Source organism: Desulfosarcina cetonica JCM 12296, assembly GCF_001311845.1.
GTDB lineage: Bacteria > Desulfobacterota > Desulfobacteria > Desulfobacterales > Desulfosarcinaceae > Desulfosarcina > Desulfosarcina cetonica.
Genome location: NZ_BBCC01000052.1, coordinates 18,304 through 33,104, shown reverse-complemented (window position 1 = coordinate 33,104; position 14,801 = coordinate 18,304). Strand labels below are relative to the sequence as shown.

12 protein-coding genes and 1 pseudogene are annotated in these 14,801 nt (G+C 51.5%); 8 read left to right on the top strand and 5 right to left on the bottom strand.

What is annotated here, in order from left to right; genetic code table 11:
• Positions 1-299 precede the first annotated feature (299 nt).
• The 4 genes from JCM12296_RS13595 to JCM12296_RS13580 form a co-directional block, all read right to left on the bottom strand.
• Positions 300-968 carry a TetR/AcrR family transcriptional regulator gene (locus JCM12296_RS13595; RefSeq protein WP_054693893.1) on the bottom strand — a complete coding sequence of 223 codons (669 nt, stop codon included), beginning with the start codon at positions 966-968 and terminating at the stop codon, positions 300-302.
• Entirely contained in the window at positions 968-2,218 is a 1,251-nt protein-coding gene (locus JCM12296_RS13590; protein WP_054693891.1) for a radical SAM protein, read from the bottom strand. Before JCM12296_RS13590 ends, JCM12296_RS13595 begins: the two co-directional genes overlap by 1 nt.
• Positions 2,209-2,589 (bottom strand): hypothetical protein, encoded by a 381-nt coding sequence (locus tag JCM12296_RS13585; RefSeq protein ID WP_157067598.1) that lies wholly within the window; start codon positions 2,587-2,589, stop codon positions 2,209-2,211. Before JCM12296_RS13585 ends, JCM12296_RS13590 begins: the two co-directional genes overlap by 10 nt.
• Before the next feature lie 130 nt (positions 2,590-2,719).
• Positions 2,720-4,777, bottom strand: coding sequence for a thiamine pyrophosphate-binding protein (locus JCM12296_RS13580; RefSeq protein ID WP_054693885.1), 2,058 nt, complete (start codon positions 4,775-4,777; stop codon positions 2,720-2,722).
• 412 nt (positions 4,778-5,189) lie between these two features.
• Between JCM12296_RS13580 and JCM12296_RS13575 the strand changes: the two genes are divergently transcribed.
• The 7 genes from JCM12296_RS13575 (at position 5,190) to JCM12296_RS50465 (ending at position 11,965) form a co-directional block, all read left to right on the top strand.
• Positions 5,190-5,837 carry a PAS domain-containing protein gene (locus tag JCM12296_RS13575; protein ID WP_054693882.1) on the top strand — a complete coding sequence of 216 codons (648 nt, stop codon included), beginning with the start codon at positions 5,190-5,192 and terminating at the stop codon, positions 5,835-5,837.
• Entirely contained in the window at positions 5,795-6,430 is a 636-nt protein-coding gene (locus tag JCM12296_RS13570; protein WP_054693879.1) for a sensor histidine kinase, read from the top strand. The genes JCM12296_RS13575 and JCM12296_RS13570 overlap by 43 nt, the downstream gene beginning before the upstream one ends.
• Positions 6,402-7,061, top strand: a complete 660-nt coding sequence (locus JCM12296_RS13565) for a response regulator (RefSeq protein ID WP_054693877.1) — start codon at positions 6,402-6,404, stop codon at positions 7,059-7,061. The genes JCM12296_RS13570 and JCM12296_RS13565 overlap by 29 nt, the downstream gene beginning before the upstream one ends.
• Positions 7,062-7,756: 695 nt before the next feature.
• Positions 7,757-8,770, top strand: coding sequence for a class I adenylate-forming enzyme family protein (locus JCM12296_RS44450; protein WP_054693874.1), 1,014 nt, complete (start codon positions 7,757-7,759; stop codon positions 8,768-8,770).
• A 20-nt stretch (positions 8,771-8,790) separates the two neighbouring features.
• Positions 8,791-9,108, top strand: a complete 318-nt coding sequence (locus JCM12296_RS50470; RefSeq protein WP_422698732.1) for a hypothetical protein — start codon at positions 8,791-8,793, stop codon at positions 9,106-9,108.
• Between the two features lie 17 nt (positions 9,109-9,125).
• The gene (locus JCM12296_RS13555) at positions 9,126-11,204 is read left to right on the top strand and encodes a molybdopterin-containing oxidoreductase family protein (RefSeq protein WP_054693871.1); all 2,079 of its coding nucleotides are present in this window, start codon (positions 9,126-9,128) and stop codon (positions 11,202-11,204) included.
• A gap of 26 nt (positions 11,205-11,230) precedes the next feature.
• Positions 11,231-11,965, top strand: a complete 735-nt coding sequence (locus tag JCM12296_RS50465) for an alpha/beta hydrolase family protein (protein ID WP_054693868.1) — start codon at positions 11,231-11,233, stop codon at positions 11,963-11,965.
• Between the two features lie 270 nt (positions 11,966-12,235).
• On the opposite strand, the pseudogene JCM12296_RS50460 reads toward JCM12296_RS50465, so the two are convergent.
• Positions 12,236-12,448: pseudogene (locus tag JCM12296_RS50460) on the bottom strand (DUF2889 domain-containing protein); the annotation flags it as partial.
• 307 nt (positions 12,449-12,755) lie between these two features.
• On the opposite strand from JCM12296_RS50460, the gene JCM12296_RS13545 reads away from it, so the two are divergent.
• A complete protein-coding gene (locus JCM12296_RS13545; RefSeq protein WP_054693865.1) occupies positions 12,756-14,627 on the top strand; it encodes a GNAT family N-acetyltransferase in 1,872 nt (623 codons plus the stop codon).
• The last annotated feature ends 174 nt before the right edge of the window (positions 14,628-14,801 follow it).

Sequence of the window (14,801 nt, the reverse complement as noted above, 5' to 3'; positions counted from 1 at the left end):
CCGCATCCTTGGAAATCGATTTTCGTTCCGGTGGATGGATGCCATGGGAAAAGGTGCCGCTGCCTTCGTATCCTTCGAGTTTGTGCACATTTTTTGTCATCAATGAAAAACATGGGGTCATCCATTTATGGGTTTAAGTCGGTGATCTGATGAAAACAGATGGTTAACGCGCATGAGGAAAACTGACCGTGGGTAAGGGGATGGAACTGTAATCGGGTGTTATTGAAATGATGGGGTGAGAAAAAAACCGCCATTCATAGCGTATGGAAGTTGAAAAAGGCATCATCGTCGGTGACAAGCTAATGGGATGGCCCCGTGGGCGCGCAACTCAGGGCGGTTTGTGACGCCCGTAAAAACAAGTCAATCGCGGCATTGCAGCTTTCCGAATAATTACCGATCGTATCCTCCTCGAATAACTGATTCCGGATGCTCGACCAGATGACGATACCCGACAACAATACAAAAAACAGGTTCTCCATGCCTTCTAACGGATTGATCGATTCCGTTTTAACCTTATCATGGTAAAAAATAACGTTTAAATGCTTATGAATATCTCGGAAAATCTGTTTGACCTGGGATAATACGGGCGGCGTGAGGCAATCCAGTTTTTCAACCGAGAGTAAATGAAACATGTTGGCAAATATCAATGGGTCGAACTGATAGGCTTCGATCAGGACGCGATGCAGGGCAACAATCTTTTTTTCGATATTCTCTTTCTGATGCGTCCGCCAGATATCCCGGATACTCAGCTCGATGAATTGCAGGGGGTACAAAACCAATGAGCTGAACAGCTCTTCCTTGTTTTTAAAGTAGAGGTAAATGGTTCCCGGGCTGATTTCCGCTTCCCGGGCGATCTGGCACATCGTTGTCTTGCGAAATCCTTTTACAGCCGCCACCTTCTTGGCCGCCGCGAGAATGAGCTGCTTTCGCTGACGCCGCTCCCGCATCTTTCGATCTTCGATACCCATCAGAAATCTTCCACGCTCTGCATCAATTCGTTTGGATCCACGGCCCGGGGAATGCCTTCCCCGCCCTGGATGATAATCCGCTTAAGCCCTTTTTCTTCCAGAAATCCGGCGGCGGTCTCCATGGTCTGGCGGTTCAAACGCGGGTAATGCCGGGAGCGAAAGGCCGGTTGCAATTCGGTGAGTGAAACGGGGATTTCCGGCCCCAAGCCAGCCAGGGCCGCCGCCATTTCCTGCAGCTCGCCCTTGGTATGAATCAGCGGGTGGCAGGGAATATTCACAACCATGAAAACCGAATCCGCGTGATGGAGATGGGCATGGCAGATGGCCGTCCAGACGGTTTGCATATACCTTCGCGCCTCGTCCGTGTCGATAATTCCGCTGATCCTGGAAAAGGTCTCCAGTCTGGACGCCTTGAAATCCGGCGAAAAGTCGGTCATCCCCGCTTCGACCAGTTCGTCAAAAAAATCGGGAGTAAGCCGCGAGGCGTTGGTATCCAGTTGAATGCGGCTTTGCGGTGCGGCCAAACGGATCTCCCGCACCGTTTCCACCAGCCATTTCCGGTTCAGTGTGGGTTCGCCGCCGGAGATACCGATCCATTTGTCCGTTTCAGGGCGCAGGGCAAGCTGGGCGACCGCCTGTTGCGGCGTCAGGGCATTGGCGGTTGAGGAGAAGGTCAGATCCCAGTTGTGGCATAAATCACATCGATAGTTGCAGCCATGCGTAAAAATGGATGGATGCCGATGGGGTGCCGGCCGCATCATGGTAACGACCCGTTTGGGCACCGCCTGGTCGACGGCCCGGGGATCACTGACAATTTGCATGCCGCTGCGCAAGGGGGTGATGCAACTGCGGGCCAATTCACCATCGATCAGGACCGCGCAATCCCAGCAGCCACCGGTTTGACAGGTGGCCGAATGGTTTTTGGGGGTCGATGCGTTGGTTTCTGGCCTGATCCCCAACTGTGCGAGTGCGGCGGAAACGGAAAGCGGGCCCCGGACTTGATGGGCAACCCCATCGATCATGCAATCGATTAATCCGCCATTGCGGCGGTTGACTTTTTTCTCATCAGCCGCGGCTTCCGACCCTCTGGCGCGCAAGGTGCGGGCTGACTGCGGACAGGCCACGACACATGCGCCGCAGCCGATGCACCCATCGGTATTCAGGCTGCAGTCGATATAATCACGGCAAAAGCCGCAATCGATGCATTCGTCATTGCTGAGCGCGAAATAGCGCTGGAGGGTCAGTGCCATGAAATTTTCACCCCTTCAATGCTGTCTGCAAAATTGAACGAATACTGTTGCCAATAGTTCTCCTCCACCACGGGATCAACCGTTTCAAGATTCTCGGCCCCCATGGCCTTGAGGAATTGTGTCTTGGATGGCAGATTCAATACCAGCTGGTCGATGCAGGGCATGGGAATAAAATCGTAGAGGTGTTCATTGTCCAAATTGGCCCAGATGATATCCCCGACACTCGAAACGGTGCTATCGGCCAGCGCGATAAATATTTCCTGCGGGAAGTCGGAACGTTTGAACAATTGCCGGACATACGACACGACCATGCTGCGCCGAAGCAACGCTTCCCTGACCCGACCCGGTTGAAAATCGCCTAAGAAAGTCAATTTTTTTCCTCCCCTGCCGTCGGAAATTCCGGTTGATGACCGGAGCCGTTTCCGGATTCCGGTCATCAACCCATGACGATGTCGTGGTTGTTTTTCGCGGCCACCGCAATGGTGCCGCATTGAGGTTCGACTATTTGACCCAGTCAACCTTCGGCGCGTAGCCATATTCCTTCTCGGTGATCGGCTCCCATGAATCGAAAATGGGCATCTCGGGCAGCTTCTGCAGTTCGGGGAACCACCGTTTCAGAACCGACCGGCGGGAGTGTTTTCCCCGCAAGGGAAGATCTTCCCACGGGAGGTGGGCATACATCAGCGTATACACCGGACCGATAACGGCCTTGTTGACCAGGTGGCGGTCCACGGTGCAGTCCAAGACGACCGGGCCGCTCTTCTCGGCGGTGTTGTAAGCCTGCTTGAGTTGCTCCTTGAAATTTTCGGAACGGTTGCAGACAACCCCCTCCAACCCGCCAAACACCCTCGAAAGTTGATCGAAGTGCTGCATATCGGCGGGACGCTCCTCACCAAACTGCTTGATCCCCAGCCATTCGTTCTCGATGCCATCTTGGTCACCGAGATTATCCCAGTTGGGACCATACCACGGATACTTCATGCCCGGCATCCAACCGCCATTATTGGTCACCAGATAGACAATCGGCAGTTTATACATGACGGCAACATGGATATCCATTCCCGCGTTCATCATTCCCGCATCGCCCATCAGCGCCAGAAACGGTATCCGGGAGCCATTTTCCAAATCGCCGATGGCCGCCCCGATGGCCTGGCCGACACCGTGGCCGACACCGGCATTGTCATTGGAGGTCAGGCAGGACGCCGGCCGCGTAAACTGAAGGTACGGCATGACAAAATCACTCATCGTATAACCGTCGATGGAAACACGCACGGCGCTGCCGTATAGCTCCTCGTTTACTTCACGGATCATCTGCGACATATACCCGTGATGGAGAAAATTGTTGTCCCGATAACGCGGATGGTCCGGACCATATTTATAGGCACGGGCGGTCCGCGCTTCGATGGCCTCGGCCATCGATTTCTTGCATCGTTCGGCCCACTCTTCGCGTTCGCGGGAAATTTTGTCATACCCGTTGCGCTTGATGCACTCATTCAACTGCTTCATCACGGTTTTGGTGTTGCCCACCAACGCCGCCTTGGTCTTGACGTACGTCCATACATACTCATCGGCCGGGGCGATCTGCACGCTTTCCGGCCACCCGCCGGCATATCCGTCGAAGAATCCGACCTTAAGCCCGATGGGGATCATCATATCGAATTCATTTCGAAATTTTGGAAATCCGCGATGGTGCATCTCGTGTTTCTCGCTAACCGCGGCCCTGCCCAAACGACGCGTGTTGAACGGAATCTTGGTAAGATTGATAAATTCCTCGATCTCCGGCGTGGCCTGATCCCAAGCACCGTAGTCGCCGAGGATGATGAATGGCTTCTTGGATTCGAAAATGGCTTTGGCCGCTTTTTCAATGGCATCCGGGTCGGCCCCGGATTTGATCCGGCTGGTGGTTTCCTCCTGGCGCCAGTTCGGTACGTAGTCGGCATGCTGGGAGAAAAAGCCGCCCCAGTAATGCTCACGCGCTTCGTCTTTCATGAAGAGGCAGTCGACACCCAGTTCAAAGGCCACCGGTCCCATGGGTGCCGTTTGGGCCACGCGGAATCCCCTTGTCAGAAACTGTTTCACCGACCAGGGATAGAAGAGTCGCTGGGCCCATTTGGTAATGTGGGCAAAAAACTCGGAACAAATACTCTCTTGAATGGTGTTGTAAAGATGGTCGTGTTCCTGTTCGATCCCGCCGGCGAGGTAAATGATGGGGGTGTTGCTGAGATAAGCCTGTTGCATCGGGCTGAAGGCGTTGCCCGTGCCCGGACCGACGGTGCCGAAGGCCACCGACGGTTTCTGGGTGACTTGGCTGTATGCTTCAGCAGCATAGACCGTATTTTGTTCGTGTCCGAAAATGATCAATTTGATGCCGATACGCGAAATCGCGTCCACAAAATGCCAAATATGGCCGCCGGGAACGCCCCAGGCAATGGTCACCCCCTGTTCGCGTAGAATTTCCGCCACATATTTACCTGTGGAGGGATAGATCTCCCGCTTGCCCAGCGGCACTTCCAGTTTCTTTTGTGCGGCTTCATCGAATTCGATACCCAATTTTGGCATTTTATACTCCTTTTTGTTGATGTGTTGAATGGCTTCCGGTTGCCTAAAAGATAGTTTGAAAACTGCTTCTTATTTAATGATTAGTATTTAGTTTTATGAATTAGGTTAATAATACTAGTAAAATTATGTCAAGCTAAAAAATATGCTTTCACCTTCAAGATCTTTGTTTTATGCTCCCATGGAGGGTGCATCGATATGGGAACGCTTACTCTAACCTGGTGGCTATCGTGCTGACAAAACGTCATGTATCGGTTGGATTTATTGATGATAACGGAACCGTCATGGGATTGACCTACCATTAAGTTTGATAATGGTATATGATTATCATTCACTATTTTATGAATTATGCATAATTTACAACCCTTTTCGATAAAAATGGATTATTATAAGGTATTGAAAGGCGGCGCGGATCATGGAACATCAGCAAAGGGGGACGGGTACCGGTTCCCAACGGTCTGAAATGAGCAACACGCTGACATATGACGACTTAGGACAGATCCTTTCCAATTTGCAGTCCAAATTGGCCGACTACAGAAAAAAGGAGGCCAATGCGCTTGCTATCTTTAATGAATTCAAGCAAGTTGCCGAGAGACTGCAAAGTGGCATTTACCGCTACGATGTAAAAACGCATCGGTTTCATTTTTTTAACCGCTCAATCATCGAACTGCTCGGATCGAAAGGGGCCGATGCATCGGAGATCACGTCAAAAAGTGTGTTGCTCCGATTGCATCCGGATGACCGCGAGCGGGTCCGCCGCGAGGCTAAGGAAGCGCTGGAGCGCGGTATTGGCGAGGTCGAATACCGTTTCAAGAAAAGCGATGGAACGTATCGCTGGCTGTATGATCGATGGGTGGTGTTGCGTGATCTTGGCAACCAACCCCGGTATATCGAAGGCATTGTCATGGACACCACCCGGCGCAAGGTCGCCGAAGAGAAACTGAAGGAATCCGAGCGCAATTTACGCTCGCTGTCTTCTCATCTTCTGGATGCCCAGGAAAAAAATGGCGCCGTATCGCCTTGGAACTCCACGATGAACTGGGCCAAAACCTCACCGTCCTGAAACTCCAACTGCGCAGCATACAAAAAACATTACCGCCGGACCAATCCCATTTACAAGGAAAATGTGAAGGCGCCAACCGCTACGTCGATCAGATTATCGAAAATGTGCGCCGCATATCCCAGGAACTGTGTCCGACATGTATCGAAGATCTGGGGCTTGACGAATCCATCGCGATGTTGGTCGAAGATTTTGCTCTCCATAGCAAACTGATCGTTTCCATTGAAACGCAAAAAATAGATTCTCTATTTACCCTGCAACAGCGGACCATGATCTACCGCATCTTTCAGGAAGCCCTCAACAACATTCAAAAACACGCCCTGGCGCGCAAGGTCTGGATCAAAATCGAAAGAAAAAAGAAGGCCGTTGACATCCAGATTGCCGATGACGGGAAAGGTTTTGTCAGAGACCGTAACGCGGAGGAAAATGTCGTCAAGGCCGGCTTGGGACTGACCGCGATGGAAGAACGTGCGCGGATGTTGGGCGGCACGATAGAAGTATTTAGCATTGTCGGCATTGGGTGCCGTCTCGCATTCAATATTCCAATCACCGCAGGAGAACGCAACGATGAGTTCCTATCGTATAGTTTTGGCTGATGACCACGTTATTTTGAGAGACGGTGTCAAACACATCATTCAGGAAAAACCCGATTTGTGCGTTGTCGGCGAGGCGTCGGACGGGCTCGAGCTTTTAAGGCTGCTGAAACGGCAGCAAACCGATTTGATTCTGCTTGACATTTCGATGAAAGGGCTCAGAGGCATCGAGGCAACCCGGGAAATCAAGAGCAGTCATCCCGAAATCAAAATCGTGATCCTGACAATGCACAAAAAACGCTGTTACATCCAGCATGCACTGGCGGCCGGAGCCGATGGGTACCTGCTTAAAGAATCCACCGGCGACGAATTGTTTGACGCGATCACGTGTGTCCGTAATGGCGGACATTATATTTCAAACTCCCTTTCCAAGGAGCTCACCTCGGAGATGCTGAGGGTCTATCGGAACGGGGCCAAATCGCATAAAGAGACCCTGACCGTCCGGGAAAAAGAGATCCTCAAACTGATTGCGGAAGGCAAGGCGAGCAAGGAGATTGCCGATCTATTATTCATCAGTATTTATACCGTCAATAATCATCGCGCCAATATCATCAAAAAACTGAAAATGAAAAAAACCGCCGATTTGGTGAAGTATGCGATTCAGGAGGGCTATACCACCGATAGCTACGAATAACACATACGTCTCCCCTATCCCATTGTTCCGGACAATGCGAGTGAATCGCATATCCGTAATCTAACCTATCCGTAATCCAATCCGTTCTTCTCCGAGCCCCGACAGCCCCATCTTGTATTACCCGGCCTTATAGTGACTTCTCACTAATCCAAAATAGTCATTTCTGCAGATTGTTTTCGTCATGTATCCACATTATATACTGATTAGGATTCAATAAAAGAAAGGATCGTATTTTTTTATACACATTGCAGGTTCTACTGGCATGATCCCCTCGCTAACTTATATCATTATCGAATTCAATAGGTTGTGTATTAACCGAATTCCACTCGATCTGATCACGCATACCGAATGGCAGATGGGAGGACAGCATGAATCGATTAAAGAAATTGATGTTATTGCCGGTTAAGCGAATAGCCTATCGAATGCGATTCATACGGCTGTATTACTGGTCCGAAGGAGCGCTATATCCGCTTCGGGCGGTGGTTGTCTTGCCGAAATTCTACTATCGATGGCTGTACCGGGTATGCATCTTGATGGCAGAGGCCAGGGCGTTCCGGCGATTGGCATACAGGGCAATTCACACCATTCCCCTTCATGTCCGATTTAAAGTGGCCCAATGATTCCCTGATGAAAGGGCATGCGTTTGATTTTTTTAACTTAACAATAGGTTCGTTAAAGTAAAAATGGGGGTACGGATGCAAACTATAGCAGACACGCTCAAACGCAATTCACTTCGGTTTGAGAACAAAGAGGCCATCGTATACGCCACACAAAGACTGACTTTTCGTGAGTTAAACCAGCGGGTGAACCGGCTTACCCATGCACTTCAGGCCTTGGGCGCCGCGCCAGACGGACGCATTGCCGTCTTATCGAAGAATTCGCATCAGTATCTGGAAATCTATTTTGCCGCAGCCAAATTGGGGCTTTGCGTCGTTCCGTTGAACTTCCTTTTCTCCAATGACGAAATCGGCCATATCATCGCAGAAAGCGAGGTAACCTGCTGTTTTATCGGGCAAGATGAAGAAGACCGCGCCGACGCCATCCGAAGCATCACACCGACGGTTCCCAATTGGATAACGCTGCAAAACCGGCGAAACGGTTTTCTGTTCTATGAGGACCTGTTGGACCAGGCACCGGCGGATGAACCGATTTCAAAGGTCAATAAAAACCAGATGGCCATGCTGGTGTTTACCAGCGGGACGACGGGACAACCAAAGGGGGTCATGCTGTCGCACCAAAACGTGATGCATTCGGCATTGAGCATGTCGGCGCTCATGAAGATTCGTCCAACGGACGTGGGATGTTGTGTTCTGCCTTTTTACAATACCGAAGTGGTCAACGCGATTTGCATGCTCATGGCCGGCGGCAAGGTCGTTATCAACCGCAACGTGGATGCCGAAGAAATTCTCGCATTGATCCAGAATGAGCGCTGTACACATATCAATCTTGTGCCGGTGCTATTTAACTGGCTTCACCGGCACGCCGCATTCGAACGCTACAATATTTCCAGTTTGAAACTGATGACCTATTCCGGGCGTTCTTCGAAACCAGCAACCTTTTGGAATGCATCCAGAAATATTGGAAACCGCTGGTACAATGGTATGGGAGCACGGAAACGGCGGGCTGTAGCGTCACCGCGCTGGATCCGGAAGATCATATCTTGGAGGGGCCGGGCTCCGATCGGCTGGCCAGTGCCGGCAGGGCGTTAAGCGGTGTCAAGCTGGAAATCGTGAACAACCGCAACCGTCGGTTACAACGTGGAGAAATTGGAGAGATTGTCGTCAAAAGCCGCAACATCATGCTCGGCTATTGGAAACAACCGGAATTGACGCGCCAGACCCTCCAAGATGGTTGGCTTCATACCGGGGATGTCGCTATATCGACGCCAACGGTTATCTGTATGTGTTGGGTCGCAAAGATAAAAACATTCATGCCCATTCTATTCGAACCCAACCTAGCATTTCGCCGCGAACGAATTCATCGGATGCGGGGTCACATCCCAAGATCGAGTCAATCATCTCCCCTACTCCGCTTAATCATTGCATGAAGGAGGAATCGTCCATAATGCGTGCCAACACCAAAAAATTCTATAGCGGATGCGTCCTTTGCTACCACAGTTGCGGCATCGAAGTGGAAGTGGCCGACGGCAAACTGACAAGCGTCAAGGGGCAGTCATCCCACCCATTGAACAAAGGCTATCTGTGCCCAAAAGGACGCGCCACCATCGACCATATCTACCACCCCAGTCGTTTGCGCCATCCGCTTAAAAAGGACGGTACCGGGTTCAAGCCCATCTCGTGGGACCAAGCCTTGGATGAAATCGCCGCCAAACTGATGGACATCAAGGAAAAATACGGCCCCGAGGCATTGGGTTTCTTTTGTGGGTCGGTGGGGGTCGAGAACTTTGAAATGGTGGCGCTGACCCACCGTTTCCGGGCCGCTTATGGATCGCCCAACTATTTCTCCGTGGAAAGCATTTGCTACCGGATGCGCATCCGTTGTCGCCAGATCACCTTCGGTAAATATCCGGTGGAGGAACTGGACTCCAATCTTTACATTCTCTGGGGGCATAACCCCAACGAGTCCGATTTTCCCCTGCGCCTGGCCATCACCAAGAATCTGCGCCGCGGCGCCAAGATCGTCGTGATCGACCCCAAGCGGATCAAGCTGGCCGACAAGGCCGAGATGTACCTGAAGATCCGACCCGGCACCGACGGCGCCCTGGCATTGGCACTGATGCATGTCATCATCAATGAAAAACTCTACGACAAGGCGTTCATCGATCGCTGGACCCTGGGATTCGACCAATTGGTTCCCCATGTGCAGCCCTACACGCCGGAATGGGCCGAGAAAATCACCTGGATCCCGGCCGATGACATCCGCAAGCTGGCGCGCCTGTTCGCCACCACCAAGGGGGCGGCGATTTACCAGGGCACCTGCACCCAGGATCAGCAGGCCAACGGCACCCAGACCAACCGCGCCATCGCGATCCTGCAGACCATTGTCGGCGGGATCAACGTCCCCGGCGGCTGGGTGCTCAGCCCGCGCCTGGCCCTGAAAAATATCTTCCTGCCCACCAATGGCGGTGGTCACCCCCTGGGAACCGACAAATATCCCCTCTTCTATGAACTTCGTGGACGCACCAGCCCTTACGGCATCGTCTCCATGGTACCGGAGAACATTCCCGACAAGCTCAAGGGGTTTATGGTCCTGGGGGGCAACCCCGTGGTGACCATGCCCGATGCCAATGCCTTCAAGGCGGCCTTCAAGCGACTCCCGTTGCTGGTGGTCTACGAGCAGTTCATGACCGATACCACGGCCCTGGCCGACTACATCCTGCCGGCGACCAGTTACCTGGAAGGCTGGAGTATCGCCTATAACTACAATGTCTGCCACTGCCTGCCCTACCTGATGATTCGCGAACAGGCCATCGAACCGGTGGGCGAGTCCCGTAGCGTGCTCGACCTTTATAAAGGGCTGTGCGAACGCATGAACATGCGCGATGTCTTTTACTGGCCATCTGAAAAGGAACTGGTCAAAGATCTGTTGCAGCCCTGCGAGCTGGATTTCGATCACCTGCATCAGAAGCAACCGCAGGGCGATTACTACCAGGAGAAGGTTTACGAGACCGAGGATGGCATGTGGCGCACGCCGTCAGGCAAGATCGAGATCTACAGTCAGGATTTGGCCGACGTGGGATTCGACCCGCTGCCCACCTACACCGAACCGCAAAAAAGCCCCCAGGGAAAGCGCTGGGAGGAGTTGGGTGAAAAGTATCCGCTGATCCTTTCCACCGGCCAGCGGGATCTGTTTTACACCGCCAGCCAGATGCACCATATCGACGGATTGCGTAAGTATCGACCCGCTCCGGTCGCCGAGATGTCACCGGCAACAGCGGCGGATTATCATATCAGGGAGGGCCAGCCGGTTTACGTGGAGACCGATCGCGGGCAGGCGCGCATGAACGCCCGCGTGGATGATCGGGTTGCCGATGGTGTCATCCTGGTGCCCCACGGCTGGCAAGGAGAAGGGAATTGCAACCTGCTCACCGATTGCCGTGCCGAAAGTCGGGAGCCGATCATGGGCTATCCGACCTGGAAGTCTCAGCTGTGCACGCTGAAACCCGTTGAGGAGGATCGGTGATCGTCAACCCATTCCCCCCAAGTCGAATGATGAAAAACATCGTCTTCAACATTATACACTTCACGACCATGAGCGATGGATTGAAAATCCACGGGCGGATTCATCTTCCCGCCATGCTTCCGGCACCCGCGATCATCTGCTCGCACGGACTTCTTAGCAACAAAGACGGCACCAAATTCATGGCGCTGGCCCAACACCTCGCGAGTTGCGGTTTTGTCGTGGTGCGTTACGATCATCGCGGTTGCGGGCAGAGCCAGGGCGACCTTTCGGAGACAACCCTCACCAATAGACGTGCGGACTTGGCGGCCGTCTCCGGCTTTTTGCGTCAGACATCCTATGTCAACAATACCCGGATCGGTCTGATGGGAAGTAGTATGGGAGGTCTTGTTTCACTTTGGGAGGCGTCGGAAAGCAGCATTTATCATGCCGTCGTCACCTGGGCGACACCCTATGAAATCCGCCGGTCCCGGAATCATCAAACAAAAATCGGGCCGGTTGTTTTGGGGGACGCGTTCTATAACGATTTGAGGCGGTACGCTCCTTTATCCAAGTTGAAAACCATCCAGCGCTGCATGATTCTCCATGGAACCGCCGACGAACGGGTCTCCCTGACGCACGCCTACCAGCTCTACAAAAACATTGGAAAACCGAAAACCATCAAAGTCTTTGACGGGGCGGACCATCGTTTCACGAATTCGGAACACCGCCAGCAAGCGATCCATTATACGGCAAACTTTTTTCACCACCATCTGATGCAATAAAGACGATCGCATCAATGGCTGTTTAGCCAGATGCGGCGCAAGGGCGACCAACCGGTCAGCATGCTGAGGAAAAGGGGATTTACGGACCACATCCATCATGGGGCTGTTGTCTGCATAGCGGACGCAACTGTTTCGCAGCTCAGGACGAAACTTTAAAAAGAACTTCAGGATTTGTGCCTCGGTAATCCCCGGAAAGAGATCGTCCAATTGTTTTTTCACGATATGCCCCTGGGCGATGATGAGGTTATAGCAGGCATCGTGAAAAAGGTTGCTCAAATGGGTACAGCCGGTTGATGGATTCTGCTTATTTTTGCCGAGCAACCCGGGAAGCACACGTCTGCCGATCAATTCCGCAAAGCAGTGACGCGCCTGACGACAGATCGGATCGGGTACGGATACCATATCGCAACGAATCGATCGGATACGCAAGGATGGGTGATTGACCACCATCTCAATACATAAATGGTGAATGCTGTCCTTCATCTCAGCGACCACACGCAACTGCTTTCCCGATGGGAGCAGAAAAATATCGGTCCGTTTGTGTCTGGAGCAGATGGGTTCTTTGATTGCCGGGGTCGCATCAAGGTCGTTCATCGCGCATCTCCATTATGGTTTAGGGTTAAAAAATGTTGTCCTAGGGGGAAGAGTACTTTCAGTATAGCGGAATGAGACAAAAAAAGAAATTATAAATCCATCGAAGGTGCAACGGGCCAGGATCGCGATTGTTGAATAAATAGATTCCGGATTGCCTGTTGCGAATCAGCAAACAACTTATTTTAAGGATCTGTCAATGACTGCTACAATTCCTTCCGACCTGAAGACAATTGACGCACAAAAAGCATTGGCGAAAATCAAGAAAGGATCCAGGGTCTTCATCGGAACCGGCGTTGGCGAGCCGCAACATCTGATCAGGACATTAATCGAAAAAACCGATGTCGAGGATGTTGTGCTTTACCAAATGCTGTCCTACACGCTTTCCCAGTACATTAAAGACGATCAATTTTTCAAACGCTTCGCGCTGAAGTTGTTTTTTATCAGTGTGCCCATGCAAGCCGCCGCGTTTGAAGGCAAGATCGAATATATTCCGGCCTATCTGTCACAGATTCCGGGTTTGTTCACCAATGGCTTGATCGGAATCGATGTTGCCCTGGTTCAAGTGAGTCCACCGGATCGATTTGGCTATTGCAGCTTGGGGATTTCCGTCGATGTCACCAAGGCCGCCCTGGAAAATGCACGGGTGGTCATCGCCCAGATCAACCCATTGATGCCAAGAACCTTTGGGGACGCTTTTGTCCACGTGGAAAAACTGGATCATGTGGTGTGGCATGAAGAGCCGCTGCTCGGTTTTGCGCCGAGAATCAAAAATGCCGAGGTGGTACGACGGATCGGCCACTATGTATCCCAGCTGGTTCAAGATGGTGCGACGCTCCAGATCGGATTTGGGTCACTGCCCCATGCGATATTGGCGTATTTGGGCAATAAAAAGGATCTGGGCCTGCATACCCAATTGATCACCGATAGTTTCATTCCCCTTTTCAAAAGCAATGTCATCAACAACTCAAAGAAGACCCACCTCATCGGACGATCCGTTGCATCGATGTGCATGGGAAGCGAAAAAATCTACCAGTATGTCAATAACAATCCCATGTTTTACTTCAGCACATCGGATTATGTGAGCAACCCCACCGTGATCGCCTGTAATGAGCGTATGATATCGATCAGTTCGGCCCTGGAAGTCGACTTGACCGGGCAGGTGTGTTCGGATTCGTTGGGTTTCATTTTTTATAGCGGCATTGGCGACCAGGTCGATTTCTTACGTGGCAGTTCCATGTCCAAGGGCGGCTTTTCGATTATTGCCCTGCCGTCAACGGCAAAAAAGGGGACGATTTCCAGGATCGTGCCGCATTTGAGTCTGGGTGCCGGGGTCGCGACGACGCGTGGTGATGTCCATTATGTGGTTACCGAATATGGGATCGCAACGCTTCATGGAAAGGGCGTTTATCAGCGGGTCATGGAACTGGCGCAGATTGCGCATCCGGATTTCCGCGCCGAATTGATCAACGTGGCCAAACAACGGCATTATATTTTCCAAGACCAGATTCCCCCCTCGTTCGATGACCTGCTGTTTCTTGAAGCCTATAAAAGTACCTACGAGCTGAGAAATGGCAAGGTTCTTTCCTTCCGGCCATTGTTGCCGTCGGATGAATTTGCCTATCGAAATTTCTTTTATTCGTTGGAAAAGGAAACCGTCTATCGGCGCTATTTTTATCAAATGGAGCTGTTTACCCACGAACTGGCGCAACAAGAATGGTCGGCGATCGATTACCGCAAAAACATCACCTTGATCGGGGTCAATCAGAATGTCAACCATCAGGAAATCATTGCCGTCGGCTCCTATTCGGAAGGCACGAACTTGGGAGCGGAAATCGCTTTTGTGGTGCGTGAAGATTTTCAGAATATGGGCATCGCGTCTTATCTTCTTCAAGAAATGGAGAAGATAGCCATTGAAAATGGATATAAATGGTTTGGCGCTTCCGTCTTGGAAAACAACTCGGCGATGATCCATGTATTCACCAAGCGCTATCCGAATGCCAACGTAACACTGAGCGAAGAAGATGGTTATCGCATCGAAATGAACTTCTATGGAAGCTCCGAAGAGTAGTCCCTTAAGGCTCTCTATCTACCTGTTCTCCGGGCTAATGGTTATAAAATAGCGTTATTCCCCAGCTTGCCAGCATACATTAATAGTGCTTACTAACTATAATTCAGTTAATATATTGACATAGATTTATTTTTTACTCATACTGAGCATGAGAATTATACTTCGGTGTCAATC